We start from the raw sequence: 23402 nt of genomic DNA, 5'->3' as shown, positions 1-23402 counted from the left end.
TATGTCATCCCCTCCCGCCCGCCAGGGCCACGGCATCAAGCTGAGCTACTACGACTTTGGCGCCACGACCTTTTTTGCCAGCCAGTACGACCAGCGCTTCAGCTACTGCCTCTATGTGCCCAAGAACTACAGCGAGAGCGAGGACAAGGTCTACGACCTGGCGGTGATCGTGCACGGCACGGGCCGCACCGCCAGCCAGTACCGCGACCGCTTTGCCGACTTTGCCGACCGCAATGACTGCATCGTGCTGGCACCGCTCTTTCCCGCCGGCATTGGCGTGGCGGGTGACCTGGCCAACTACAAGCGCATTCTTTTCCATGGCATCCGCTATGACCAGGTGCTGCTGTCCATGGTTGACGAGGTGGCGGCCAAGTACCGCCTGCGCAGCGAGCGCTTCATGCTCTACGGCTTCTCGGGCGGCGGGCAGTTCAGCCAGCGCTTTTTTCTGCTGCACCCGGAGCGCCTCCATGCCGTGTCGATCGGCGCGCCGGGCGTGGTCACCCTGCTCAACACCGACTACGACTGGTGGGTGGGCGTGCGCGACATCGAGCAGCGCTTTGGCCGCAGCCTCAACCTGGCGGCGATGCGCGCGGTGACGGTGCAGACCATCATCGGCACGGCCGACACCGCCACCTGGGAGATCACCATTCCGCGCGACAGCGCGCTGTGGATGGATGGCGCCCAGCTGCAGGGCGACAACCGCATCGAGCGCATCACCGCGCTGGCCGACAGCTTTGCCGCCCATGGCATCCGCGTGCAGCGCGACACCGTGCCCGGCATTGCGCATGAGCCCTTCAAGGTCATCGAGCCGGTCGAGGCCTTCTTGCAGCAGTGCCTGCGCACGCCGCAAGCCGCCCCGGTGTAAGAACCTGTTCAAAGTCTCCTCGCCAACGTCCCCACCCTAAGGAAGACCATGCCCACCAGCCGCTCTCTTTGGTCGCCCGCGCTGCTTGTTGCAGCCTGCGCGCTCAGTGCCCACAGCCAGGCCGCCGGCGCCCCTGATATGCTGCGCGTGGCGCTGCATGCCGATATCGCCAGCGTCAACCCCGGTGTCAACCGCGACGCCAACTCCGACATGGTGATGGCCCACGTGGTCGAGGGCCTGGTCGCCTATGGCGAGGACCTGACTGTCAAGCCCATGCTGGCCAGCAGCTGGACAGCCAATGACGACAGCACCAGCTACGACTTCAAGCTGCGCCCGAATGTGCGCTTTCACAATGGCAAGACCTTGTCGGCCGCCGATGTGGTGTGGAACTTCAAGCGCTACCTCGATCCCAAGACCAACTTCCAGTGCATCAACCGCTACAACGGCAAGATCGGCCCGGCGCTGCAGGAGGTGAAGGCCGTCGACGCGCAAATTGTGCGCTTCAGCTTCTCGGCGCCCGCGCCCAACTTCTTGATGACCCTGGCCACCATCCAGTGCACGCCCTGGATCATCCACCCCGACTCCGTGGCCGCCAACGGCAGCGTCAGCCAGGTGATCGGCACCGGCCCCTACCGCTTTGCCGAAAAGCAGACCGGCCGCTACACCGAGCTCAAGCGCTTTGCCGACTACAGCGCGCTGCCCGGCGCGCGCGATGGCTATGCCGGCAACAAGCAGGCCAGCATTGCCACCCTGCGCTTTGTCACCGTGCCCGATGCCAGCACGCGCTCCAACGGCGTGCTCTCGCGCGATCTTGATGTGATCGACGATGTAGACCCCGACACCATCAAGGAGCTCAAGGGCAAGGGCGTGCAGGTGGAGGTGCAGCCCACCCCGAGCTGGGTGGTGCTGCAGGTGCAGACCGAGGCACCCGCGCTCAAGGATGTGCGCATGCGCCAGGCCATTGCCAAGGCGCTGAGCCTGCCCGATGTGGCCGAGGCCGCCGGCAAGGGCCTGTTCACCGCCAACCCCTCGGTGATATCGCCGCTGAGCCCCTACTACGACCAGCGCAGCAAGGCCTGGCCCGGCTATGACCCGGTGGGCGCCAGCGCGCTGGCCAAGCAGGCGGGCTACAAGGGCCAGCCCATCAGCCTGCTGGTAGCCAACCGCCAGGAGCGCGTGCAGCTGGCCACCATCCTGCAGGCGCTGCTGGGCTCGGCCGGCATCAACATCGACATCAAGGTGCGCGACTGGGCCTCGCAGCTGGATCTGTACGGCAAGGGCCAGTACGAGCTGGCCATCTTTGCCTACTCGGCGCGGCTGGACCCCTTGCTGATGTATGAATCGCTGATCGGCGACAAAAAAGCCGAGCCCACCCGCCAGTGGGACGATGCGCAGGCCTCGGCCTTGCTCAGGCAGGTGGCGATGGAGCGCGATCCGGCCCGCCGCAAGGACCTGTTCAACCAGCTCCATGCGCTGATGGCCAAGGAGGTGCCGATCATCGGCCTGTACAACCTGCCCGTCGTCACCGCGATGGCGCCCAGCATCAAGGGCTACAAGGGCTGGCCCGCCGGCACGCACCGCTTCTGGGGCGTGAGCCGCGCAGCGCCCTAAGTCAGCCTCTGCGCGCGTGGCCAGAACGCTCTGGTTCTGCCACGTGCATGCCACTTTCTCCGCATTCCGATCTCTGCGTTTCACACCCTGTATGTCTTTCTCTGCAACCGATTACCGCCATGCCGACGCCACGGCCCTGGCCCAGGCCATCCGCGCTGGTGCGCTCACCCCGCAGGCCGCGGTGGACCATGCCTTTGACGCCATCGAGCGCTGCAACCCCCAGCTCAATGCCGTGATCCTGACAATGCGCGCGCAGGCAGACGAGCAGCTGCGCCAGCTGCCCGTAGATGCGCCGCTGCGCGGCGTGCCGGTGCTGCTCAAGGACGACTGCCCCAGCTATGCCGGCGCGGCGATGTCCTATGGCTCGCGCGCGGCGCTGGGCAATGTCTCGGCCACTGACCACACCTTGGTGCGCCGCTACCAGCAGGCGGGCATGGTGATCGTCGGCAAGACGAATCTGCCCGAGTTCTCGGCCAATGTGGCGACCGCGCCCAGCCTGCATGGCCGCACCTTGAACCCCTGGAGTGCTGCGCACAATGTCGGCGGCTCCTCGGGGGGCTCGGCCGCCGCAGTGGCCGCCCGCATGGTGCCGCTGGCCTATGGCAATGATGGGGCGGGCTCCATCCGCATACCGGCGGCCTGCACGGGGCTGTTTGGCCTGCGCCCCTCGCGCGGCCGCGTGGCCTGCGGCCCCGTCTCCAGCGAGAACTGGGGCGGTCTGGTGAGCCACCATGTGTTGACGCGCAGCGTGCGCGACTCGGCCCTGATGCTGGACCTGAGCGATGCGCTGGAGCCCGGCTCGCTCTATGCAGCGCCGGCCAAGGCGGAAGACTTCAGCCAGGCGCTGCTGCGCCCGCCCGGGCGGCTGCGCATTGGCGTGCTGCAGGATGCGGGCCCGGGCCAGGCGCTGGACAGCAGCATCCTGCAAGGCCTGCAGGACAGCCGCCGCCTGCTGCAGGAACTGGGCCATGTGACCGAAGAGGCGCAATGGAACTTCTCGCACGCCGACCTGGCCGCCGCCTTCAGCCGCATCATTGCCGCCTACACCGCGCTGGAGGTGGATGACCTGGTGCGCAGCACCGGCAGGCCTGCGACGGCGGAGTTCTTTGAACCGGTGAACCTGGGCCTGGCCGAGCAGGGCCGGCGCCTGGGCGCTGTCGAGCTATTGGCCGCGCGCAATACCTGCAACAGCATCGCCCGGCGCCTGGGCGAGATGTTTGGCCGCTATGACCTGCTGCTCTGCCCGGTGATGCCGACCCTGCCCCAGGGCCTGCAGGCGCTGGATGTGCGCCAGCCCGATGCGCAGCACTTCATGCAGGAGTTCATGGATGCGACCGTGTTCACCCGCCCGGCCAATGCCGCCGGCGTGCCCGCGATGAGCGTGCCGCTGTGGCAAAGCGCCAGTGGCCTGCCCATGGGCATGCAGTTCATCGCCCCCTATGGCGCAGAAAGCCGGCTGCTGCAGCTGGCCGCGCAGCTGGAGCAGGCCCTGCCCTGGAACCAGCGCCTGCCCCCCGTCCACGCCTGATTTTTCTCTGACCCGCCCCCCCTCATGCTCTACACCAAACCCTATTACCAACCCCAGCAGCCCGCGCAGATCAAGGAGCTGGTCGACCGCGTGGTGCTGGGCACCCTGGTCACGCCGCACAGCGAAGGCGTGGCGCTGTCCCACCCGGTGTTCCGGCTCGACCCCACGCGTGGCGCGCTGGGCACGGTGGTGTCGCACGTCGCATCGGCCAGCGACCATGTGCGCTTTCTGCGCCAGGGCCTGCCGAGCATCGCCATCCTGATGGACCCGGGCAGCTATATATCGCCGTCCTGGTACCCCCACTACCCGCATCGCGACAGCGCGCCGACATGGGGCTTCCAGGTGGTGCACCTGCATGGCACCCCGCGCATGCTGGAAGAAGATGAACTGGTCGCCCACCTGCAGGACCTGGTGGGCCATATGGAGCGCGGCCGCCGCTGCCCCTGGGACAGCAGCGAGCTGGGCCCCGGCGGCCTGGAGCGGCGCCTGCCCGGCATTGTGGGCTATGAGATGCCGGTGGCGCGCTGTGAAGCCAAGTTCAAGCTCGGCCAGGACGAGCGCCCCGCTGACATGCGCGGCGCCGTGGCGCGCCTGCGCGAGCAGAACCAGCATGCGCTGGCCGATACCATAGAGCAACACTGCCAACTCCAACAACCATGACCACCGCCGACACACAGACCGACCCCATCGCCCAGGCCATTGCGCGCCACCAAAGCGGCCTCAGCGCCGTGCCGGAGGCTGCCGCCTTCCATGCCTGGGTGGCGCAGCAGCGCGGCAGCTGGAGCGGTGTGATGCCCGGCCTGGCACAGGCCCGCATGGGCCATATCGATTTCCGCAGCGCTGACTCTGCGGTGGCCGCCGCCAGCGCCAGCATGGACCGCGAGGGTGCCATCCGCGCCTATGAGGCCCTGCAGCAAAGCCAGGGGTTTGAGATGGGTGTGGGCCACTGGATGGAGCAGCGCTGTGTCTACCAAAGCAGCAACTACGCATCCACCCGGCTGGAAGGCGCGATGCGCGACTGCCACCTGGGCGTAGACCTGTTTGCGCCAGCGGGCACCACGCTGCGGCTGCCGCTGGCCGCGGAGGTGGTGGTGGCTGAAGTGCGTGATATCCGGCTGGACTATGGCGGCATGCTTGTGCTGCGCCACCAGGGCCCTGCGCACCCAGAGTTTTTCAGCATCTGGGGGCATCTGAGCCATGCATCGGCCCGGCGCTGGCAGCCGGGCGATCAGATTGCCGCTGGCAGCGAGTTTGCCCACCTGGGTGACTTTGCAGAGAACGGCTGGTGGCTGCCCCATCTGCACCTGCAGCTTTGTTTGCTGCGCCTGCCCGACTTCAGCGATGCACCCGGTGTCGGCGAGCAGGCCTTTGCACCGGTCTGGCAGGACATCTTCCCGAACCCGGCGCCGCTGCTGCGCGCCAACGATGAGGCGCTGCGCAGCTGAGGTCCGCGCTTATTGGCCAGCCGGGTCGCAGCGCACCTGGTTCATGTAGATCGAGCAGTTGTACTTGTTGCCCTGAAAACGCGCCTGGTAGCGCGTCGATTCACGCTGCCGGTCAAAGCCGAAGACCTGCACATGCGCCTCGGTGCTGCTGAAGTAGTTGGCGGTTTTCTCGGCAATGGCCTGGTCCGACAGCACGGCATTGCTGCCAATGGGCGCCACCACGTCGCAGCCCTGCAAGGCCAGCACGGCGACGCAGAGGGCGGGCCAGGCGGCCAGGGACAATCGCTTGCGTGAAATGGAGGGGGTCATCGGTGCATCCTGTGGGTAGCGGCAATGCGCTACTGTCGCACATCCGGCCGCTGCTGTCAGGGGGCCTGTCAGCTGGCTTGCACCGCTACGGGCGCGGTTGCCACAGCGGCAGCCGAGCGCGCATTCCAGCGCTGCCAGGCCTTTTCATGGAAGAAAAAGGCAAAGGCCTGCACCGTGGGCTCCAGCAGGCTCAGCGTGAGCGAGGCGATCAGGTTGCCGGTGACGGCGTACGCCACCATCGCGGCGACCGTGATGTGGATCAGGTAGTAGCTGGCGGTCTTCTTCAGCGTCTGGCGTTTGTTCTGCAGGCTGCGGCGGATGGAGGACATGGCGGGCTCTTTCTTGCAATAAATCGATGGCAGTTCTGTAAATGATATTGATTAGCAATGGCAAAGGCCAATGAATCCTCGCTAAAAAATCCATAGGCCTGGCTAATACCGCCAGTCGCACGCTGGCGGCCCGCGCGCCAAGCCCTGCGCTATGATGCGGTGCGGTTGCCGAATGGGCGCCTCCATAACACCTTCATAACAAGCCAGACGACCTATGACGACGGACCAGCAACGCAGCTATACGGCGCCCTGCCCGGGCTGCGGTGCACCTGTGGAATTTGCCAGCGCCCAGTCCGCCTTCGCCGTCTGCCCGTATTGCCAAAGCTCCATCGTGCGCAATGGCGATATCCTGAAGCGCATCGGCAAGATGGCCGAGGTCTTCAACGACTACAGCCCGCTCAAGCTGAACCAGACCGGCCAGTTTGCCAAGGGCAGCCAGGGCAAGCCCGAGGGCTTCCGCCTGGTGGGCCGGCTGCAGTACAAGGGCGAGACCGGCAGCTGGAACGAGTGGATGGCGCTGGGCGACAGCGGCGAGACCGCTGTCATCAGCGAAGACAATGGCCAGTTTGTGCTGAGCCGCGCCAGCCAGGCCCCCACCAAGAACCTGCCGCCGGCCGACCGCTGGCAACCGGGCCAGCGCATAGCGATCAGCGGCGTGCAGTACAGCGTGACCAGCGTCGTACTGGCCCAGCTGATGGCGGCCGAGGGCGAGATGCCGCACCAGCCCGAACTGGGCAAGCCCTTTACCGTGGTGGAGCTGCGCACCGAGGACGACAAGGTGCTGTCCATCGACTACAGCGAGAACCCGCCCGCCGTCTACCTGGGCGCGCCGGTGCTGCTGGGCGCGCTCAAGATTGCAGGGCTGAAGACCACGTCCAACAAGAAGGACCAGGGCCGGCACTTCAACTGCCCGCGCTGCGCGGCGCGGGTCGATATCAAGCTGGACACGACCCAGGCGCTGACCTGCCCGAGCTGCGGCTCGCTCATAGATGTGTCGCAAGGCATTGGCGGGGAGCTGCGCGCCGCCATCCAGAAGGACCCGGTCAAGCCCCTGGTGCCGCTGGGCAAGATAGCGAACCTGGCTGGCAGCAAATGGCAGCTGGTGGGGTTTCAGCACCGCATCGGCATCGAGCCCGATGACGACGAATACTTTGGCTGGGACGAGTACCTGCTCTACCACAGCCAGCAGGGCTTCCAGTTCCTGGTCAACAGCAGCGAAGGCTGGAGCCTGGTCAAGACCCTGACCGGCGCACCCGACTACCGCGCAGGCCGCAGCACGGCGACCTGGAAACAGCAGACCTACCAGCTGCAATCGCGATACCGCGCCGAGACCACCTATGTGCTGGGCGAGTTCTACTGGCCGGTGGCACGGGGCGACAAGACCGACAATGTGGACTTTGCCCGGGGCAAGGATGGCGCGCAGCTGCTGAACCTGGAGCAGGGCCCGCGCGAGCTGAGCTGGTCGCTGGGCCGCAAGATGACGCCCGAGTCGGTGGCATCGGCCTTTGGCATGGGCGACCAGGTGGCACTGTTCAAACCCGAGACCAGCAGTTTCACGGTGCCCAAGCTCGGCTGCATGCCGGTCATCATTGGCCTGTTCCTGCTGTTCTTTTTGCTCATCTGGTTGTGGCCCAAGGGCTGCGATACTGCGCTGGAGCGGCGCAAACTGGCCGCCGACCCGACCTATGTTAGCAAGTGCAGCAGCAGCACGGGCACGAGCAGCGGCCGGTCGTCCAGCGGTTCATGGGGTGGCTACAGCTCCGGCGGCAGCCACAAATAAACAATCGCTGGCAACAGCACGGCGCACAGCCCAAGCCGGGCGCGCTTTTGACGAAGGAGAGAGTTGTGATGGATTTGGAATGGTTCCGCCCTGCGGCGTTTTTTGGCTCCATCCTGTTCGCCATGGTGGGCGTGGTGGTCTTCTGGCTGTGCTTTCTGATCATCGACAAGATCACCCCCGTGGACATGTGGGCCGAGATTGTGGAAAAGCAGAACCTCGCGCTGGGCGTGGTGGTGGCGGCGATGAGCCTGGGCATCAGCATCATCGTGGCAGCGGCGATCGGCTAGCTCTGCGGCGGCGCGGGCGCTGATGGCCATTGCTGTCAGCCGCCTATTGCCACGCTGGCGGCGCCTGGCCTGTGCACGGGCGCCCTGTCTTTTTTCTCTTTTTCAGCCAACACTGCGGGCGCCTGCGCGCCCTGCACGGCTTCTGCAGCTCCCGCCCGTGTCGACCTCCACCCCCGCCACCCCTTCTGCCAACGCATCCCCCAGCCCCAGTCCGGGCAGCCCCCTGGGCAGCGGCGACGCGCTGGAGTTTGGCCACGCCGCCCTGCCGGAAGGCGAGGTGCGGCGCGCCAGCCCGTTGGAAGTGGCGATGCTGTTCAGCGTGTTTGTGGTGGCGGCCTGCGGCCTGCTGTACGAGCTGGCCGCAGCAGCGCTCGCGTCCTACCTGCTGGGCGATTCGGTGCTGCAGTTCTCCACCATCATCGGCACCTACCTGTTTGCGATGGGCATCGGCTCCTGGCTGTCGCGCTACCTGGTGCGCGAGCTGCCGGCGCATTTTCTGCGCATCGAGCTGATGGTGGCGCTGGTGGGCGGGGCCCTGCCTGCCGTGCTGTCCATCATCAACGCCTATGTGCCCAGCGCCTTCCACTGGATGCTGTATGGCACGGTGCTGGTGGTGGGCACCCTGGTGGGGCTGGAGATACCGCTGGTGATGCGCATCCTCAAGCGCAATGTGGTGCTGCGCGATCTGGTCTCCAAGGTGCTGACCTTTGACTACCTGGGCGCGCTGGCGGTGTCGCTGGCCTTTCCGCTGCTGCTGGTGCCGCACCTGGGGCTGATCCGCACCGGGCTGGTGTTTGGCTTGCTCAATGCGCTGGTGGCGGTCTGGGCGCTGTTTCTCTTCAAGGAAGAGCTGCGCCGCTTTGGCAGCCATGTGCTGGCCTGCGGCCTGGTGATTGCCGCCTTGCTGGGCGGCCTGGTGGGCGCCGAGCGGCTGACATCGCTGACCGAGGACCACTTCTACCAGGAGCCCATAGTGCTGGCGCGCACCACGCCCTACCAGCGCATTGTGGTGACCCAGGGCAAGCGCGGCGCGCGCCTGTACCTGAACGGCAACCTGCAGTTTGCCCAGAGCGATGAATACCGTTACCACGAGGCGCTGGTGCATCCGGTGATGAGCCGCTTTGGCGCGCCGCGCAAGGTGGCGGTGTTTGGCGGCGGCGACGGCATGGCCGTGCGCGAGGTGCTCAAGTACCCCTCGGTCGAATCGGTGACCCTGGTCGAGCTGGACCCGCAGATGACCGACCTGTTCCAGAACGTGCCGAGCATGCAGGCGCTCAACAGCAATGCCTTGAACAACCCGAAGGTGCGCATCATCAATGCCGACGCCTTCCAGTGGCTGCAGAAGGCCGACGAGGTGTTCGATGTGATCATCGTGGACTTCCCCGATCCGACCAATTTTGCGGTGGGCAAGCTGTTCACCAACAGCTTTTACGCAATGCTGGGCCAGCATTTGGCGGCCAGCGGTTTTGCGGTGATCCAGACCACCTCGCCGCTGATTGCGCGCGAGAGCTTCTGGACCGTGGTGACCACCGTCGAATCGGTGGGCATGCAGGCCACGCCCTACCACGCCCATGTGCCCAGCTTTGGCGAATGGGGCTTTGTGATTGCCAGCCGCCGGCCCTGGAGCCTGCCGAGCACCTTGCCCGAAGGCATGCGTTTTTTGAGCCTGCCCAGCCTGCCGCTGTTGTTTGACTTTCCGCCCGACATGGCGCGGGTGCCGACCGAGGTGAACCGCCTGTCCAACCAGGTGCTGGTGCACACCTATGAGCGCGAATGGGGCAAGGTGGCGCACTGACATGATGGCCTGCCACCCTTGCCCACTGCGGACCGCCCAGTGATGCAGCGCCGCTCTGTCCTGAAAGGCGCCGCCGCGCTGGCTGGCAGCAGCGCGCTGGCCGGCTGCAAGCCCGCGCCACCCAGCACCAGCGCCGCCCATATCCAAGGCGGCTTTGTGGGCCAGGCCTGGGAGCGCGGCCATGCGATGCGCGACCGCCTGGCGCAAGGCCTGCCGCTGCCCGCGCCCAGCCGAATCCACCGCGTGCAGGTGCTGATTGCCGGCGGCGGCATAGCCGCGCTGTCGGCCGCCCGTGCCTTGCGGCTGGCAGGCACCAGCGATGTGGCCCTGCTGGAGCTGGAAGACCAGGCCGGCGGCAACAGCCGTGGCGGCACCGTGCAGGGCCTGCGTTGCCCCCTGGGCGCCCACTACCTGCCCGTGCCTGGTGACAACGCCCCCGAGGTGCAGGATCTGCTCGAAGAGCTGGGCGTGCGCCAGCGCGTGGCCGGCAGATGGCAGTACCAGGACGAGTACCTGTGCTTCAGCCCGCAGGAGCGCCTTTTTATACACGGCGAATGGCAGGACGGCCTGCTGCCCACGCAGGACGTGGCCGCCAGCACCTTGGCCCAGTACCAGCGCTTTGCCCAGCTGGTGGACCAGGCCATGCGCGCCCAGCCCTTCAGCATGCCAACGATGCGCAGCTGGCAGGCCCCAGGCGGCCTGGCGCCCGCCCACCAGGCGCTGGATGCGATCCGCTTTGACACCTGGCTGGCCCAGCAGCAGCTGGACGACCCGCACCTGCGCTGGTACCTGGACTATGCCTGCCAGGACGACTTTGGCGCCGGCTGCGCCCAGGTATCGGCCTGGGCCGGCCTGCACTACTTTGCCAGCCGCCACGGCTTTCAGGCGCCAGGCACGGCGGACGATGCGCATGACAGCGTGCTGACCTGGCCGCAAGGCAATGGCTGGCTCAGCGAGCAGCTCACGGCCCCGGTGCAGGCCGCCGGCTGGCTGCACAGCGGCCACACGGTGATGCGGATTGCCGAGACGCGCCAAGGTGTGGAGATCGACAGCTTCAACCACGCCAGCCAGCGCATGGAGCGCTGGCTGGCCGCGCACTGCATCGTCGCGCTGCCGACCTTTATCGCGGCCCATGTGGTGCAAGACCCGCCCGACTTTCTGCGCGCCGCCGTGCAGGCGCTGGACTGGGCACCCTGGCAGGTGACCAACGTCCACATCCGCGCGCCGCTGCGCGACCGCCCCGGCGCCGAACTGGCCTGGGACAATGTGCTGTACGACGATGTGGCCCACGGCGGCCTGGGCTACGTTAACGCCGGCCACCAGCGCCTCAATGCAATGCAGCAACTGCCCACGGTGCTGACCTGCTACCGCGCCTTGGGCGGCAACCAGCCCGGCGCCAGCGCCCGTGCCGCGCGCCAGCAGCTGCTGGCCCAAACTTGGGAAGCCGCCCGCGACCAAACCCTGGCCACCCTGGCCCGCGCACACGCCGACATCTACGAAAAAACCACCCATGTCGAGGTCATGCGCTACGGCCACGCGATGGCCATCCCCCGCCCCAGCACCCAAACCGTGCTGAGCCGCATCGGCCAGCCCGCCAGCAGCGCCAAGCGCCCAGCGCTGATCAACGGCGAACGCCTCCAGGCCCTGCCGACCCCCAGCACCGGGCGGCTGCATTTTGCGCACAGTGATTGGTCGGGGTATTCGGTGTTTGAGGAGGCGTTTACGCGGGGGTTGTATGCGGGGTTGTATGCGGGGGTGAATGCCGGGTAATGGCGTCTCAACCCAAGGGCCAGCGAGGTTCGCTGACCTGGCGCGCTGCGTTGCGGATCAATCCGCCTGGACGTTGGCCGAATTGACCACTGCCGCCCATTTCTTGCGGTCCTGGTCGATGACGTTGGCAAACGCCTGCGGGCTGCTGTGCAGCGGCTGGATGCCGAAGGGCTTGAGCGAACTTTCCATCGACGGTTCACGCATCACCTCGACCAGCTTGCGGTTGACGTAGGCCACGATCTCCGGCGAGGTCCCGGCCGGCGCCAGCACGCCCAGCCACAGCGAGACGTCATAGTCCTTGAAGCCGGCCGTCTCGGCCATGGCCGGCACCTCAGGCATCGCCGGCATGCGCGCACGCGAAGTCACCGCCAGCGGGCGCAGTTTGCCGCTTCGGGTGTACTCGCCAAAGAGCGATGCGGTGTCGAACGTCATGTCGATGCGCCCGGCCAGCAGGTCGGGCAGCCCTGCCGAGCTGCCCTTGTAGGGGACGTGCTGTATGTCCACCCCGGCGATCGATTTGAACAGCTCGCCCGACAGGTGGCTGCTGGTGCCGTTGCCCGCCGAGCTGAAGCTCAGCCCACCCGGTTTCTTGCGCGCCAGCGCCACCAGCTCGGCCACTGATTTTGCCGGCACCTGCGGATTCACCACCAGCAGGTTGGCGGTGACATGGGTCAGGCCCACCGGCGCAAAGCTGGTGGCTGGATCGTATTTGAGGTTGGGATAGAGGCTGGGATTGATGGTCAACACCCCCATCGTCGAGTACAGCAGCGTGTAGCCATCCTTGGGGGCGTTGGCAACCGCCTCGGCACCAATGCTGCCGCCCGCGCCGGCCCTGTTGTCCACGATCACCGGCTGGCCCAGCGCCTCTGCCAGCTTCTGCCCCATACCGCGTGCCATCTGGTCAGTGGCGCCGCCTGCCAGGAAAGGCACCACCAGACGGATAGGCTTGCTCGGGTAGCCACCCGGCCCCTCGCCCGCATGCACGGCGGTCATGGCCACGGCAGCCAGAGCGAGTCCGGCGATGAATTGCTTGCGTTGCATTTGATGTCTCTCCATTTTTTAGGTGCGGTAGGGCCACGGCGGACCAGCCCCGCTCCAAGTGTAGGCACTGCGCGGCGCTGTCCCAGCCAGGCTGCAGCAAGGCTGGCATGCATCCGGAGACATAGCGGGGGGGCCTGCCTGGCTCCAATGCGCATAACAGAAGTGATCCTGCAGAGCTGGCTGGCACCGGGGGCCCTTGGATAGACTGGTTCTTTGCCATCACCGAGAGAAGAGACATGAGCGACTGGAAAGAATTGACGCAGTTGAAGGTAGAGGCCGGCGACCATATTGCCGTGATGACGCTCGACAGCCCTCCGGTGAACGCGCTGACGCGCACGCTCAATGACGAGCTGACCTGGGCGCTGGACCGGGTCTCGGAAATGGACGAGGTCCGCGTTGTGGTGCTCACCGGGGCGGGCAAAGTGTTCTGCGCCGGCGCAGACCTCAAGGGCCGGGCCGATGTCATCAAAGGCCCCGGCGACCTGCTGGCGCACTCGCGGCGCACGCGCGAGTGTTTCCATGCGATCCGCGAATGCGCCAAGCCGGTGATCTGTGCGATCAATGGCGTGGCGCTCGGATCGGGCCTGGCGATGGCTGCGTCGTCCGACTTGCTGCTGTGCTCGGACAAGGCCTCGCTGGGTCTGCCCGAGGTGGATGTGGGTCTGCTCGGCGGCAGCCGCCATGCGATGCGGCTGTTCAACCATACCCAGCTGCGCCACATGATGCTGACGGGCTACCGCATGCCAGGCGCCGAGCTGTACCGGCTCGGCATCGTTCTGGCCTGCACCCCGCCTGAAGAACTGATGCCCACCGCGATGCAGCTGGCGGCCGTCATCGCCTCCAAGAGCCCGGTGTCGACACGCATGGGCAAGCACACCATGAATGTGGTCGAGGACATGAGCCTGCGCGATGGCTACCGCTATGAACAGGACATGACCGCGCAGATCGCCAAGACCGACGATGCCAAGGAAGCGCAGCTCGCGTTCAAGGAAAAGCGCGCCCCAGTGTTCACCGGGCGTTGAGCGCAGGCGGCGCGCATGGCGCGCGCGCTGCCACGCGCCGTCACCCGTAGAGTCGCGCCGGATTGTCCTGCAGCACCTGGCGTGCCACTGCATCGCTCCCGCACCACTGCTTGAAGGTGTCCAACAGCTTCCCGGCATCGGGCTCGGGCACTACGCGCAGGTGCGGCCAATCGCTGCCCCAGACCAGTTGCTCGGGGTTGGCCTCCAGCAACCGGTCATGAAACGGCCGGGCGCGCTCCAGGTCCGCGTCACCCATGACGTTGCGGTAGGCGCAGAGCTTGACCCACACCGCGCCCTCCTCCAGCAAGGACAGCAGCTCGCGAAAGCCAGGCGCATCCACGCCAGCGGCGGCATCGAAACCGCCCATGTGGTCGATGACCACCGGCACCGGCAGCTGGCGCAGGCGCGGCGCCATATCGGGCAGCGCCTGGCCATCGGTCCACAGCTCGGCATGCAGTCCTTCGCTGGCCAAGGCGCCAGCCATGTCCTCCAGATCCTGCAATGACGCGCTGCCAGCGAAGTTGCCGCCGGCGCTGCGTTGGCTGAAGCGCACCGCGCGCACGCCTTGGGCGCGCAGCCCGCGCAGGCGCTCCACCGCATGGGGGCGCAGCACGGCAACGCCGCGCAGCTGGGGCAAGGCGGCGAGCGTGTCCAGCAGCAAGCGGTGGTCTTCCCCATAGGCGCTGGGCTGCACCAGCACGCCGTGCGAGAGGCCCAGGCGCTGCAACAGCGCCAGATAGCCGGCCTGCAGGGCTTCGGGTGGCGTATAGCTGCGGTCCTTGTTCAGCGGATAGCGCGCGTAGGGCCCGAACAAGTGGGCATGGCAGTCCCAGCCCCGAATGATCGCATCGCTCATGGCCTATCTCCCTGGTGTTGCGGCAAGGGGAAGGCCGGCTGCTGGCCTTCGGGCAACGGAATCTCGTGGGCATTCAGCGTCATCGCCACCATGGTGTAGTAGCCCACCAGCGCCGTCAGCTCCACCACAGCGCGCTCGCCAAACACCTCCAGCGTCGCGGCGTAGGTTGCATCCGATACCGAGCGCTGCTGGTTGAGCTCCAGCGCAAACTGGTACACCAGCTGCTCCTCGGGCGCGCGGAACGGTGGCGGCGTCTGGGCCAGCAAGGCTTCGAGGATATCGGCCTCGATGCCGATCTTCTCCGACTCACGCCGGTGCGCATACCACTCGAACGGAGACTGGCAGGCACGGCCTGTCACCAGAATGGCGATCTCCGACTGCCGAGGCGTCAGGCTGGTGCGGTAACGCAGCAGCGCACCAAGGGCTTGCCAGCAGTCGGCCAACTCGGCGTTGTGCAGCGCCGCGCGCAGCGGGCCTTCGATCTTGCCGCGCGGGCCGGACACGACCTTGTCGTAGACCTGGCGTTGGGCGGGCGACATCTGCTCGGGGGCGGGTAGGGAAATGCGGGGCATGGGTCTCCTTCGTATGCTGGTCATCGATTTCACCATGCATGCCAGCCGGCGCACCCCCCGGCAGCCGGCAAAGCTGTTATGTCTGCAGCGTGGAGCGCCACATGCCGGCGTGCGCCTGTTCATCGACGATCTGCGCGATCTGCCGCGCCACGGCCGAGGCCGCGCGGCCCGGGCCCTTGTTCCGGGCAAAGACCATGGAGACGATGCGTTGCATCGGTGGATTGACGATGCGCGCAGCGCTGAGGCTGCCATCCTGCACCTCGTTCCAGACGGCATGGATCGGCAGCACGGTGTAGAGCCGCTCCTGCGCTACCAGCGAGCGCATCAGCGGCAGCGAATCGGCTTCGATGACGGGCACCAGATTCATGTGCTCCTGGCGCGCCAGCGCGTCCAAGGTCGTGCGCAGGCCATTGGGCGCACCGGGCAGGATGAAGGGCAGATCGTGCAGCGCGGAAAAGGCCACTTCCGGCGCCGAGGTCAGCGCATCGCCTGCCGGACCAATCAGAAAGCTCTCCACGCTGGCCAGCGCCTGCTCCTGCTCGGGCACCGCATGGCTGTAGCGGTAGAGAATGGCGATGTCCACGCGCGCATCGGCCAGCCATTCCTCGACCTGGCCACTCGAGCCTTCGAGAATCTTCAGGTGGATGCCAGGAAACTGCGCCCGGATCTGCTGGAACAGCCGCCCCACGATGGGGCCGGAGATGGACGGCAGCGAGCCCACGGTGACACGCCCGGCGGGCTCGCGCGCCTCGCCACGGATCTCGACCTCCAGCTGCTCGGCATCCGCCAGCAGGTTCTTCACATGGGGAAAGATGCGTTCGCCCACATCGGACAGGGTCACGCCGCGCCCGGTGCGGTTGAACAGCCGCGCGCCGCAGTCGCGCTCCAGCGCATTCAGTTGGCGGCTCAACAGGGATTGGTTGCTGTCAAGAAAGAGCGCGGCCCGCGTCAAGCTGCCCAGCTCGGCAATGGCCAAAAACGTGCGCCATTTGTGCAGGTTGGAGGCGATGTCGAGCTGGAGTGTGGTGGCTTTGGCGCTGCACATTGAATGGGAAAGAGGCATCAGGACGATGGCTGATTAAACCCCATGTGCTGCGCCTGCGCTGCGTCCGCCCCCCTCCGGCAGCAGGGCCATCCAGCGCGCGATGGCGCCGGCCACCGCAACGGGTTGCTCCACCACCAGCGCATGGCTGGCCTGGTCGATCACCTGCACTGCCACCTGTTGTGCACCCAGCAGATCCTGCAGCTCGCCGCGGCTTTCCGGCGGGCGCCAGGGGTCCTGCGCGCCTTGCAGATCCAGCACTGGGGCATTGGCCACGGTCCACCAACGGTCCTTGGGCGGCACCGTGCCTGCCGCGCGGTAGACCGCACGCAACTCGGGATGCCAGCCTTCGAGCCAGGCCGTGGGGTCGTTGCCCTGGGCAAAGAAGGCGCGCTGCAGATGGGCGATGCGCAGGGCAGCGGGCTGGCGGGCGTCCGATGCCAGGTCCAGCGATTCCGCCATGCCTGCCGGAAACACGCGCGCTGCAGCCCCCGCCACGACCACACCGCGCACGCATTGCGGGTGGTCCATGTCGGCGACGCGTGCGATGAAATGGCCAAACGCATGGCCGACCAGTACCGCGCTGCCGCCGCCCAGCGCCTGAACGGTGTCGATCACGTCTTGCGCAAGCCTGTGCAGCGTGAGCTGTTCGAGGGGCAGCGTGGTGCGCCCCATGCCACGGGGCTGGGGCCGCAGCACGCGGTGACCGAGCAGCGCCAGCTGCTGCGCCAGGGGGTCGAAGTCCAGCGAATCGCGCTGCGACGACGGCAGCAGCACGATGGCCGGGCCCGCACCGTTCTCGGGAGCGTCGATCACGACATCGATCTCGCCGGCACTGGTGCAGACCATCTCACGGCGGCGCCACACTGCCGCTGGGGTCATGGTGTGCATGGCGTCAATCCACCGTCGCACCGGACTGTTGGACGATGCTGCGCCACTTGGGGATCTCGCTGCGCACCAGCTGGGCGAACTCCTCCGGGCTGCTGGAGGTGGGCTCGATGCCCAGTTGCGTGAGCTGTTTGCGCAGCTCGGGCGCTGCCATGGCTCGCACCAGGGCGGCATTCAATTTGTCGATCACAACCCGGGGCGTACCGGCCGGCGCCACGACGCCCAGCCAGTTCGAGACGTCGTAGCCGGCCAGTCCCGACTCGGCCAGTGTCGGAATGTCGGGCAGCGAACTGAGCCGGGTACGCGATGTCACGGCCAGCGCGCGGGCCCGTCCACTGCGGATCTGTTCTTCGTAAACGGTGTAGGAGTCAAAGGTCATGTCGACCCGCCCCGCCAGCACATCGGTGAGCAGCGGCGCACTGCCCTTGTAGGGCACATGCACCATCTTCACCCCGGCAAGCTCGTCGAAGAGCGCACCCGACAGATGGCTGGAGCTGCCGTTGCCGGCCGAGCCGTAGGTCAGCACGCCGGGCTTGCTTTTTGCCAGCGCAATCAGCTCCTTGACCGTACGCGCCGGCACTGCTGCGCCTACCACCAGCACCCGCGGGGTGGTGTGCGTCAACGCCACCGGCGCGAAGTCCTTGACCGGGTCGTAGCGCAGCTTGGCATACAACGCCGGATTGATGGCCTGCGTGCCCATGGTGGCAAAAAGCAGCGTGTAGCCATCGGCTGGCGCACGTGCCACCTGCTCTGCCGCAGTCACGCCACCAGCGCCACCCCGGTTGTCCACCACCACCTGCTGCCCCAGCTCGGTGCCCAGGCGCTGGGCCATACCGCGCGCCATCATGTCTGCAGCGCCACCGGCCGGAAAAGGCACGACCAGCCGCAGCGGCTTGTCGGGAAAGCCTTCAGCCCGGGCTAGCGAAGGCACAGCGGCGCACAGCACCGCCGCCGCCACCGCCAGCAGCCAGGTGCGCCGGCCGGTGCCGGCTGCTGCGCATGAAGGTGCAGTCAGGTGGTGGGGAAATGTCATGGCGCCTGTCTCCTCGTTATTGAAATCCTGCCATCGCGTGATAGATGATCCATCGTCTCGGGGCGGAGGTCCTCCGCCCGGCCTCAGTGACGCCAGCCCACGCCGCAACCCGGCCCGTCGGGCAGCGCCAGGCTGCCGTTCTGCACGGGCAGTGCCGTGAACGGGTCGTCCTGCAGATGCAGATGCTCCGACAGCTCGCAGGCGTAAGGCAGCGCCTTCGGAATGCATGCCGCCTGCAGGGCCATGGACTGCATCAGCGCCGGCCCGAACGCGGCACCGATGCGGCAGGCCACCTGGCCGGCCTCGCAGATGCGCACGGCTTCGAGGAAGTGGCGCAGCCCGCCGAGATTGGTGACCTTGAGGTTGATCACATCCACCACGCGTTCGGACACCAGCCTGAACACATCGCGCACGCTCTGCGCGCTCTCGTCAGCCTCGATGGCCACCGGCAGCGTGCGCGTCAGCAGCGCCAGCCCGGCGATATCGGCCGCAGGCACGGGCTGCTCGATCAGCGCGATGTCATAGCGCTCCATTTTGGAGAACGCACTGATCAGCTGCTTGGCGTGGTACGACTGGTTGGGGTCGAGCGTCAGCGCCACATGGGGCCCCACTGCCGCGCGCACAGCGGCAATGCGCTGGATGTCGGTCACCGTATCGCCCGACAGCTTGAGCTTGAGCTGCGAATAGCCTTCACCCGCCAGCCTGGCCGCGATGGCCGCCATGTCGTCTGGCGACTTGATCGGAAGAATGCGTGACAGCGCGGCGCCATTGCGCATCTTGCCACCCAGCAGCACATGTACCGGTACGCCCAGGCGGCGAGCCAACAGGTCATGCAGTGCCATGTCGACACCGGCCTTTACGGTGGGGTTGAAGGCCAGTGTGGCGTCGACCTCCTCCATGATGGCAGCGATGTCATCGGCGCGCCGGCCGATCAGCCGTGGCGCGAGGAATTCCAGCGCCGCCAGCGCGCCGGCGCCGTGTGTGGAGATCGCGGGAATCGCATGCACATAGCCAAGGCCGATATGACCGTCCTCGTCCTGCAGCTCCAGCACCGCCGCTTCAAGACGCGGCACCTGCGCGCGAGCAAACTTCCATTGCGGATCCGCCAGCCCCTGGATGCAGGGCTTGACCAAGGCGTGGGTAATCTTCATCGCGATCAGTCCAGCGTGATCTTCGCGCTGCTGATCACGCCACGCCATTTATCAGACTCGGCCTGCATCAGGCTGCGGTACTCCGCTGGCGTCGAGGTGGCAGCGATCGCGCCCTGCTTGAGAAACCGCTCCTTCATCTCCGGCGAGTTGATGGCCGCCACGGCGGCTTCGCGCAGCTGGGTCTGCACGCCGGCAGGAATGCCCTTGGGCGCAATCAGCCCGTAGGTGGTCTCCATCAGCACATTGGGCAGCCCCAGCTCCACCGTGGTGGGGACATCCGGGAGCTGCGGCGCACGCGTCTTGCCCGCGACCGCCAGCACCACCAGATTGCCATTGGCGGCAAAGGGCAAGATGGGCAGCAGATCGACCATGGTCATCTGCACCTCGCCCGAGAGCACCGCGCTGATGGCTGGCGCCGCGCCCTTGTAGGGCACATGCACGATGGCTGCGCCCGTCTCTTGCTTGAACAGCTCAAAGCCGATATGCGGCGTGGTGCCCGCCCCTGCGGAGCTGTAGTTCAGGGTGTCGGGGGCAGCCTTGGCCTTGGCAATCAACTGCGCCAGCGAGGTGATGCCGGACTTGCGGTTCACCACGATCACGCTGGGGATGCGCGCCGCCAGCGTGAGAAACTCCAGATCGTCGAGCGCGTACGGTACTTTCGTCAGGTTGGGCATGCCGGCCAGCGGCCCCGGCGCGACCAGCGCAAATTGGTGGCCGTCCGCTGGCGACTTGGCGGTGGCATCGACGCCAATGGTGCCGCCCGCGCCTGCCCGGTTATCAACCACCACCGGCTGGCCCACAGAGGCTGCCATCTTGGTTCCGATCATGCGCGCGATGGCGTCGGTCGGGCCGCCAGCGGCATAGGGAACGATGAGCTTGAGCGGCTTGTTGGGCCAGTTGTCGGCCCATGCGTGGCCGCTTGCGAGCAAGGGGCCGATAGCCGCCAAGAGGCTGGTGAAAGTACGTCTATGCATGGTCGTTGTCTCCTTTTTCGCCAGTCTAGGCAGAGCCTTCCACCCAAGTAAGACCCTTGCATCGCAAGCCTGTTATGTGCCTCGAAGCATCTCAGCCTTGCGCGCGCCCCGGCTAGGCGCCCTGCCAAGGCAGGCCTAAAGTCCAGGCATTGCATATCTGACTGGAGTCTTGCTGATGACCAATGCCAAAGTGGCTGCTGGCCCGTTGTCGCACCTGCGGGTGCTGGATCTGAGCCGTATTCTTGCGGCGCCCTGGGCCGGGCAGATCCTGGCCGATCTGGGAGCCACGGTCACCAAAGTGGAGCGACCGGGCGCCGGCGACGACACGCGCTCCTGGGGCCCGCCCTTCCTCAAGGATGCCGATGGCAAGGACACCAAGGAGGCCGGCTACTACCTGGCGGTGAACCGCGGCAAGCGCTCGATCACCGTGAGCCTGGACACCGCAGAAGGCCAGCAGATCGTGCGCGACCTGGCCCTGCAGTCGGACATCGTGCTGGAGAACTACAAGGCCGGCACGCTCGCGCGCTATGGCCTGGACGAAGCCAGCCTGCGCAAGATCAATCCGCGACTCATCTACTGCTCGGTCACCGGGTTTGGACAGACCGGTCCGCGCCGCGACCAGCCCGCCTATGACTTCCTGATCCAGGCCATGGGCGGTCTGATGAGCGTGACAGGGGAGCGCGACGGCCAACCGGGTGGTGGCCCGCAAAAGGTCGGTGTGCCCATCGTCGACCTGATGACCGGCATGTATACCGCAGTGGCGGTGCTCGCGGCCGTGGCCCGCCGCGACCAAAACGGCGTGGGCGACTCCATCGACATCGCCATGCTCGATGTGCAGGTGGCGATGCTGGCCAACCAGGCCATGAACTACCTGGTGTCCGGCAAGACGCCCCGGCGCAACGGCAATGCGCACCCCAATATCCAGCCGCAGGATGTCTACGCCTGCGCCGATGGCGATGCCATCCTGGTGGTCGGCAACGACGGCCAGTTTGCCAAGTTGTGCGATGTGCTCGGCCACGCCGAGTGGGCCCAGGACGAGCGCTTTGCCACCAACGCCCAGCGCGTGCGCAACATCACGACCCTGTCGGCCATGCTGCGGCATGCGTTCTCTCAGCGCCCGCGCGCCGAGTTGATCGCTGCACTCGACGGCGCGGGCGTGCCCTGTGGCGCCATCAACTCGGTGCCCGACGTGTTCGAAGACCCGCAGGTCCAGGCCCGTGGCATGCTCCAATATGTGCCGCATCCCAGCGGTGTGCAGGTGCCGCAGGTGGTGAGCCCGATGCGCTTCTCCGAGACCCCGCTGCAGCAGCAGGTGGCGCCGCCGCTGCTGGGTCAGCACTCGCGCCAGGTGCTGGAAGAGCTGGGCTATTCGGCCGAGCGTATCGAGGGGCTGCTGGCCAGCGGTGTGGTGTAGCTCCGCACTGGGCAACACATGCGTACCCGCGCCGGTACGCTCCTTTGTTTTCTCTTCCTGGATTGCTATGCAACTGCACTGGTCCCCCAAATCTCCCTATGTCCGAAAAGTCATGATCTGCGCCCATGAGCTGCAGCTGACGCAGCAGCTGGAGCTGGTCCGCTCTGTGGCCGCGATGCTCAAGCCCAATGCCGTCCTGATGCAGGACAATCCGCTGTCCAAGATCCCGACGCTGATACTGGACGACGGCCGGACGCTGTTTGACTCGGTCGTCATCTGCGAATACCTGGACGGTCTGGCCAGCGGCTCACTCTTCCCTCGGGAAGGCGACGCCCGCTGGTTGGCGCTGCGCTGGCATGCGCTGGGTGATGGCCTGCTCGATGCGCTGATTCTGTGGCGCAACGAGCGCGAGCGCGCCGTGCCGCTGGCGGCCCTGTTGGCCGCGTTCGAGCACAAGACCCGCGCCAGCCTGGATCTGCTGGAGGGCGAGGTACCGGCACTGGAAGCGCGCGCCTTTGGCATCGGCCATCTGACCCTGGTCTGCGCGCTGGGCTACATCGATTACCGTTTCGACACGCTGGGCTGGCGCGAACAGGCACCGCAGTTGGCGGCATGGTTCGCGAAGATGCAACAACGCCCATCCGTGGTGGCTACCGAGCCGGTGGACGGCTGATCGCATCGCAGTGTGTGGAACTCCTTTTGTCTGAATCATCGCCAGGACGAAGGTCGTAGCAAACGGTTCATCGATGCGGCTGGGTCGATTCTCGGTTCAATGCCCCAAAATCCGAACGTAACGGCAATCTCACGGAGTGCTACTGCGATGGCCTACGCCAAGGAATTTTTTGATCTCCAGATCTATTTCGCCAGAAAGATCGCGGTACTGGCGAACCTGAAGCTGGAGACGGCCCTGCTCGACTACACGAATGTCTACGTCCGACTAGTGGGCGGTCGAGATTTCAACCCCCACCATCCCAGGTGGGTGGCCTACATTGCGGGACTGAAAAACCATCCGGACCTTGGTGCATGGACCTACCATGTCTACACCCAGCGGCCGCACCTTGATCGTCCCGACTCGGTGATCGCAACATTCGGCTGTTTTTCGTATGCGCTGGGGGAGCCGGGTCAGATCCGGCTTCATTTCCACAACGACGACCACAGCTTGCAGGGACCCTTGAGCGACGAACGCATGGGGTTGCGGCTATCGGAGCTCGCTGCACTCGTGGCCCATGTTCGCGCCGAGCAACCATCAGCCAGGCAGATAGCGGGTGTCTCCTGGCTGTACCACTTGCCAGCCTACCAACGGCTTTTTCCTCCGCAATACACCACGCAGGCAATGGTGGCCAGCAACAGATTTCGCAACATGCCACTGTGGGGCCAGTTTTTGGACCGCCACGGCGACGTCCGAAAGGGCACTGCGGCAGCGTTCCTTCAGCGGGTCGACAGTCAAACCAACTTGGACAACCTTGCGCAGTGCTTTCCGCTGCAGCCATTGGCCACTTCCGCACCTGTCGAGGCCTTCCACGATTTCTACAAGCCAAAACTGGTCACCAAGTTTTAGTGCTGCCAAGCCTTGCGGTAGGGCTCAAGGGGAATGCCCAGACCACGCGTTCATGCCCCTCTGTGAACCATCCCTTCACTGCCGGCTCCTTCTGATCTTTGCGCACACCCCCCACCCTTTCGCAACCCCACC

Annotated in this window: 23 protein-coding genes; 13 read left to right on the top strand and 10 right to left on the bottom strand. The window is 66.2% G+C overall.

Annotated features, from left to right (window positions below):
* The first annotated feature begins 1 nt into the window (after position 1).
* The 5 genes from ACHWUQ_RS07775 (at position 2) to ACHWUQ_RS07755 (ending at position 5449) form a co-directional block, all read left to right on the top strand.
* Complete coding sequence (locus ACHWUQ_RS07775; protein WP_312453227.1) at positions 2 to 865, top strand: alpha/beta hydrolase; 864 nt, start codon at positions 2 to 4, stop codon at positions 863 to 865.
* A 48-nt stretch (positions 866 to 913) separates the two neighbouring features.
* Entirely contained in the window at positions 914 to 2476 is a 1563-nt protein-coding gene (locus ACHWUQ_RS07770; protein WP_394680793.1) for an ABC transporter substrate-binding protein, read from the top strand.
* 91 nt (positions 2477 to 2567) lie between these two features.
* Positions 2568 to 4004, top strand: coding sequence for an amidase (locus ACHWUQ_RS07765; protein ID WP_394680792.1), 1437 nt, complete (start codon positions 2568 to 2570; stop codon positions 4002 to 4004).
* A 24-nt stretch (positions 4005 to 4028) separates the two neighbouring features.
* On the top strand, positions 4029 to 4664 hold the full coding sequence (locus ACHWUQ_RS07760; protein ID WP_394680791.1) for an FMN-binding negative transcriptional regulator: 636 nt from the start codon (positions 4029 to 4031) through the stop codon (positions 4662 to 4664).
* A complete protein-coding gene (locus ACHWUQ_RS07755) occupies positions 4661 to 5449 on the top strand; it encodes a peptidoglycan DD-metalloendopeptidase family protein (protein ID WP_394680790.1) in 789 nt (262 codons plus the stop codon). The genes ACHWUQ_RS07760 and ACHWUQ_RS07755 overlap by 4 nt, the downstream gene beginning before the upstream one ends.
* Before the next feature lie 9 nt (positions 5450 to 5458).
* Here the strand turns inward: ACHWUQ_RS07755 and ACHWUQ_RS07750 are convergent, their stop codons facing one another.
* Together ACHWUQ_RS07750 and ACHWUQ_RS07745 are read right to left on the bottom strand one after the other, a co-directional pair.
* A complete protein-coding gene (locus ACHWUQ_RS07750; RefSeq protein WP_312414581.1) occupies positions 5459 to 5758 on the bottom strand; it encodes a hypothetical protein in 300 nt (99 codons plus the stop codon).
* Positions 5759 to 5826: 68 nt separating this feature from the next.
* Positions 5827 to 6087, bottom strand: coding sequence for a DUF2061 domain-containing protein (locus ACHWUQ_RS07745; RefSeq protein WP_394680789.1), 261 nt, complete (start codon positions 6085 to 6087; stop codon positions 5827 to 5829).
* 214 nt (positions 6088 to 6301) lie between these two features.
* Between ACHWUQ_RS07745 and ACHWUQ_RS07740 the strand changes: the two genes are divergently transcribed.
* From ACHWUQ_RS07740 to ACHWUQ_RS07725, 4 genes are all read left to right on the top strand, one after another.
* A complete protein-coding gene (locus ACHWUQ_RS07740) occupies positions 6302 to 7867 on the top strand; it encodes a DUF4178 domain-containing protein (RefSeq protein WP_394680788.1) in 1566 nt (521 codons plus the stop codon).
* 68 nt (positions 7868 to 7935) lie between these two features.
* Positions 7936 to 8154, top strand: a complete 219-nt coding sequence (locus tag ACHWUQ_RS07735) for a DUF350 domain-containing protein (protein WP_021027983.1) — start codon at positions 7936 to 7938, stop codon at positions 8152 to 8154.
* A gap of 307 nt (positions 8155 to 8461) precedes the next feature.
* The gene (locus ACHWUQ_RS07730; protein WP_312526622.1) at positions 8462 to 9949 is read left to right on the top strand and encodes a polyamine aminopropyltransferase; all 1488 of its coding nucleotides are present in this window, start codon (positions 8462 to 8464) and stop codon (positions 9947 to 9949) included.
* A 42-nt stretch (positions 9950 to 9991) separates the two neighbouring features.
* The gene (locus ACHWUQ_RS07725) at positions 9992 to 11719 is read left to right on the top strand and encodes an FAD-dependent oxidoreductase (protein WP_394680787.1); all 1728 of its coding nucleotides are present in this window, start codon (positions 9992 to 9994) and stop codon (positions 11717 to 11719) included.
* A 57-nt stretch (positions 11720 to 11776) separates the two neighbouring features.
* Here the strand turns inward: ACHWUQ_RS07725 and ACHWUQ_RS07720 are convergent, their stop codons facing one another.
* Positions 11777 to 12760: a Bug family tripartite tricarboxylate transporter substrate binding protein gene (locus ACHWUQ_RS07720; protein WP_394680786.1), complete on the bottom strand. Its 984-nt coding sequence runs from the start codon at positions 12758 to 12760 to the stop codon at positions 11777 to 11779.
* A 236-nt stretch (positions 12761 to 12996) separates the two neighbouring features.
* On the opposite strand from ACHWUQ_RS07720, the gene ACHWUQ_RS07715 reads away from it, so the two are divergent.
* Positions 12997 to 13782 (top strand): enoyl-CoA hydratase/isomerase family protein, encoded by a 786-nt coding sequence (locus ACHWUQ_RS07715; RefSeq protein WP_394680785.1) that lies wholly within the window; start codon positions 12997 to 12999, stop codon positions 13780 to 13782.
* 40 nt (positions 13783 to 13822) lie between these two features.
* Here the strand turns inward: ACHWUQ_RS07715 and ACHWUQ_RS07710 are convergent, their stop codons facing one another.
* The 7 genes from ACHWUQ_RS07710 to ACHWUQ_RS07680 form a co-directional block, all read right to left on the bottom strand.
* The gene (locus ACHWUQ_RS07710; RefSeq protein ID WP_394680784.1) at positions 13823 to 14638 is read right to left on the bottom strand and encodes an amidohydrolase family protein; all 816 of its coding nucleotides are present in this window, start codon (positions 14636 to 14638) and stop codon (positions 13823 to 13825) included.
* On the bottom strand, positions 14635 to 15210 hold the full coding sequence (locus ACHWUQ_RS07705) for a carboxymuconolactone decarboxylase family protein (RefSeq protein ID WP_394680783.1): 576 nt from the start codon (positions 15208 to 15210) through the stop codon (positions 14635 to 14637). The genes ACHWUQ_RS07710 and ACHWUQ_RS07705 overlap by 4 nt, the downstream gene beginning before the upstream one ends.
* A gap of 76 nt (positions 15211 to 15286) precedes the next feature.
* Positions 15287 to 16255, bottom strand: coding sequence for a LysR substrate-binding domain-containing protein (locus ACHWUQ_RS07700; protein ID WP_312526342.1), 969 nt, complete (start codon positions 16253 to 16255; stop codon positions 15287 to 15289).
* A 33-nt stretch (positions 16256 to 16288) separates the two neighbouring features.
* Positions 16289 to 17143: an alpha/beta fold hydrolase gene (locus ACHWUQ_RS07695; RefSeq protein WP_394680782.1), complete on the bottom strand. Its 855-nt coding sequence runs from the start codon at positions 17141 to 17143 to the stop codon at positions 16289 to 16291.
* Positions 17144 to 17147: 4 nt separating this feature from the next.
* Positions 17148 to 18173 (bottom strand): Bug family tripartite tricarboxylate transporter substrate binding protein, encoded by a 1026-nt coding sequence (locus tag ACHWUQ_RS07690; protein WP_394680781.1) that lies wholly within the window; start codon positions 18171 to 18173, stop codon positions 17148 to 17150.
* An 83-nt stretch (positions 18174 to 18256) separates the two neighbouring features.
* Positions 18257 to 19324 (bottom strand): mandelate racemase/muconate lactonizing enzyme family protein, encoded by a 1068-nt coding sequence (locus ACHWUQ_RS07685; protein ID WP_394680780.1) that lies wholly within the window; start codon positions 19322 to 19324, stop codon positions 18257 to 18259.
* Between the two features lie 5 nt (positions 19325 to 19329).
* Positions 19330 to 20298: a tripartite tricarboxylate transporter substrate binding protein gene (locus ACHWUQ_RS07680; RefSeq protein ID WP_312526334.1), complete on the bottom strand. Its 969-nt coding sequence runs from the start codon at positions 20296 to 20298 to the stop codon at positions 19330 to 19332.
* Positions 20299 to 20473: 175 nt separating this feature from the next.
* On the opposite strand from ACHWUQ_RS07680, the gene ACHWUQ_RS07675 reads away from it, so the two are divergent.
* The 3 genes from ACHWUQ_RS07675 (at position 20474) to ACHWUQ_RS07665 (ending at position 23270) form a co-directional block, all read left to right on the top strand.
* The gene (locus tag ACHWUQ_RS07675) at positions 20474 to 21712 is read left to right on the top strand and encodes a CaiB/BaiF CoA-transferase family protein (protein ID WP_312526332.1); all 1239 of its coding nucleotides are present in this window, start codon (positions 20474 to 20476) and stop codon (positions 21710 to 21712) included.
* 67 nt (positions 21713 to 21779) lie between these two features.
* The gene (locus ACHWUQ_RS07670; RefSeq protein ID WP_312834851.1) at positions 21780 to 22385 is read left to right on the top strand and encodes a glutathione S-transferase; all 606 of its coding nucleotides are present in this window, start codon (positions 21780 to 21782) and stop codon (positions 22383 to 22385) included.
* A 147-nt stretch (positions 22386 to 22532) separates the two neighbouring features.
* Positions 22533 to 23270, top strand: coding sequence for a hypothetical protein (locus ACHWUQ_RS07665; RefSeq protein WP_394680779.1), 738 nt, complete (start codon positions 22533 to 22535; stop codon positions 23268 to 23270).
* Positions 23271 to 23402 lie beyond the last annotated feature (132 nt).

This window comes from uncultured Comamonas sp. (assembly GCF_964277875.1).
Classification (GTDB): domain Bacteria; phylum Pseudomonadota; class Gammaproteobacteria; order Burkholderiales; family Burkholderiaceae_C; genus Comamonas; species Comamonas sediminis.
The sequence above is the reverse complement of the archived record's forward strand: the minus strand, read 5'-3'. Positions and strand labels throughout refer to the sequence as shown.

What these genes read in the sequence shown, in the direction of transcription:
- ACHWUQ_RS07775 (WP_312453227.1), top strand. Translation starts at nt 2, where the DNA reads ATGTCATCCCCTCCCGCCCGCCAGGGCCACGGCATCAAGCTGAGCTAC.
- ACHWUQ_RS07770 (WP_394680793.1), top strand. Translation starts at nt 914, where the DNA reads ATGCCCACCAGCCGCTCTCTTTGGTCGCCCGCGCTGCTTGTTGCAGCC.
- ACHWUQ_RS07765 (WP_394680792.1), top strand. Translation starts at nt 2,568, where the DNA reads ATGTCTTTCTCTGCAACCGATTACCGCCATGCCGACGCCACGGCCCTG.
- ACHWUQ_RS07760 (WP_394680791.1), top strand. Translation starts at nt 4,029, where the DNA reads ATGCTCTACACCAAACCCTATTACCAACCCCAGCAGCCCGCGCAGATC.
- ACHWUQ_RS07755 (WP_394680790.1), top strand. Translation starts at nt 4,661, where the DNA reads ATGACCACCGCCGACACACAGACCGACCCCATCGCCCAGGCCATTGCG.
- ACHWUQ_RS07750 (WP_312414581.1), bottom strand. Translation starts at nt 5,758, where the DNA reads ATGACCCCCTCCATTTCACGCAAGCGATTGTCCCTGGCCGCCTGGCCC.
- ACHWUQ_RS07745 (WP_394680789.1), bottom strand. Translation starts at nt 6,087, where the DNA reads ATGTCCTCCATCCGCCGCAGCCTGCAGAACAAACGCCAGACGCTGAAG.
- ACHWUQ_RS07740 (WP_394680788.1), top strand. Translation starts at nt 6,302, where the DNA reads ATGACGACGGACCAGCAACGCAGCTATACGGCGCCCTGCCCGGGCTGC.
- ACHWUQ_RS07735 (WP_021027983.1), top strand. Translation starts at nt 7,936, where the DNA reads ATGGATTTGGAATGGTTCCGCCCTGCGGCGTTTTTTGGCTCCATCCTG.
- ACHWUQ_RS07730 (WP_312526622.1), top strand. Translation starts at nt 8,462, where the DNA reads ATGCTGTTCAGCGTGTTTGTGGTGGCGGCCTGCGGCCTGCTGTACGAG.
- ACHWUQ_RS07725 (WP_394680787.1), top strand. Translation starts at nt 9,992, where the DNA reads ATGCAGCGCCGCTCTGTCCTGAAAGGCGCCGCCGCGCTGGCTGGCAGC.
- ACHWUQ_RS07720 (WP_394680786.1), bottom strand. Translation starts at nt 12,760, where the DNA reads ATGCAACGCAAGCAATTCATCGCCGGACTCGCTCTGGCTGCCGTGGCC.
- ACHWUQ_RS07715 (WP_394680785.1), top strand. Translation starts at nt 12,997, where the DNA reads ATGAGCGACTGGAAAGAATTGACGCAGTTGAAGGTAGAGGCCGGCGAC.
- ACHWUQ_RS07710 (WP_394680784.1), bottom strand. Translation starts at nt 14,638, where the DNA reads ATGAGCGATGCGATCATTCGGGGCTGGGACTGCCATGCCCACTTGTTC.
- ACHWUQ_RS07705 (WP_394680783.1), bottom strand. Translation starts at nt 15,210, where the DNA reads ATGCCCCGCATTTCCCTACCCGCCCCCGAGCAGATGTCGCCCGCCCAA.
- ACHWUQ_RS07700 (WP_312526342.1), bottom strand. Translation starts at nt 16,255, where the DNA reads ATGTGCAGCGCCAAAGCCACCACACTCCAGCTCGACATCGCCTCCAAC.
- ACHWUQ_RS07695 (WP_394680782.1), bottom strand. Translation starts at nt 17,143, where the DNA reads ATGCACACCATGACCCCAGCGGCAGTGTGGCGCCGCCGTGAGATGGTC.
- ACHWUQ_RS07690 (WP_394680781.1), bottom strand. Translation starts at nt 18,173, where the DNA reads ATGACATTTCCCCACCACCTGACTGCACCTTCATGCGCAGCAGCCGGC.
- ACHWUQ_RS07685 (WP_394680780.1), bottom strand. Translation starts at nt 19,324, where the DNA reads ATGAAGATTACCCACGCCTTGGTCAAGCCCTGCATCCAGGGGCTGGCG.
- ACHWUQ_RS07680 (WP_312526334.1), bottom strand. Translation starts at nt 20,298, where the DNA reads ATGCATAGACGTACTTTCACCAGCCTCTTGGCGGCTATCGGCCCCTTG.
- ACHWUQ_RS07675 (WP_312526332.1), top strand. Translation starts at nt 20,474, where the DNA reads ATGACCAATGCCAAAGTGGCTGCTGGCCCGTTGTCGCACCTGCGGGTG.
- ACHWUQ_RS07670 (WP_312834851.1), top strand. Translation starts at nt 21,780, where the DNA reads ATGCAACTGCACTGGTCCCCCAAATCTCCCTATGTCCGAAAAGTCATG.
- ACHWUQ_RS07665 (WP_394680779.1), top strand. Translation starts at nt 22,533, where the DNA reads ATGGCCTACGCCAAGGAATTTTTTGATCTCCAGATCTATTTCGCCAGA.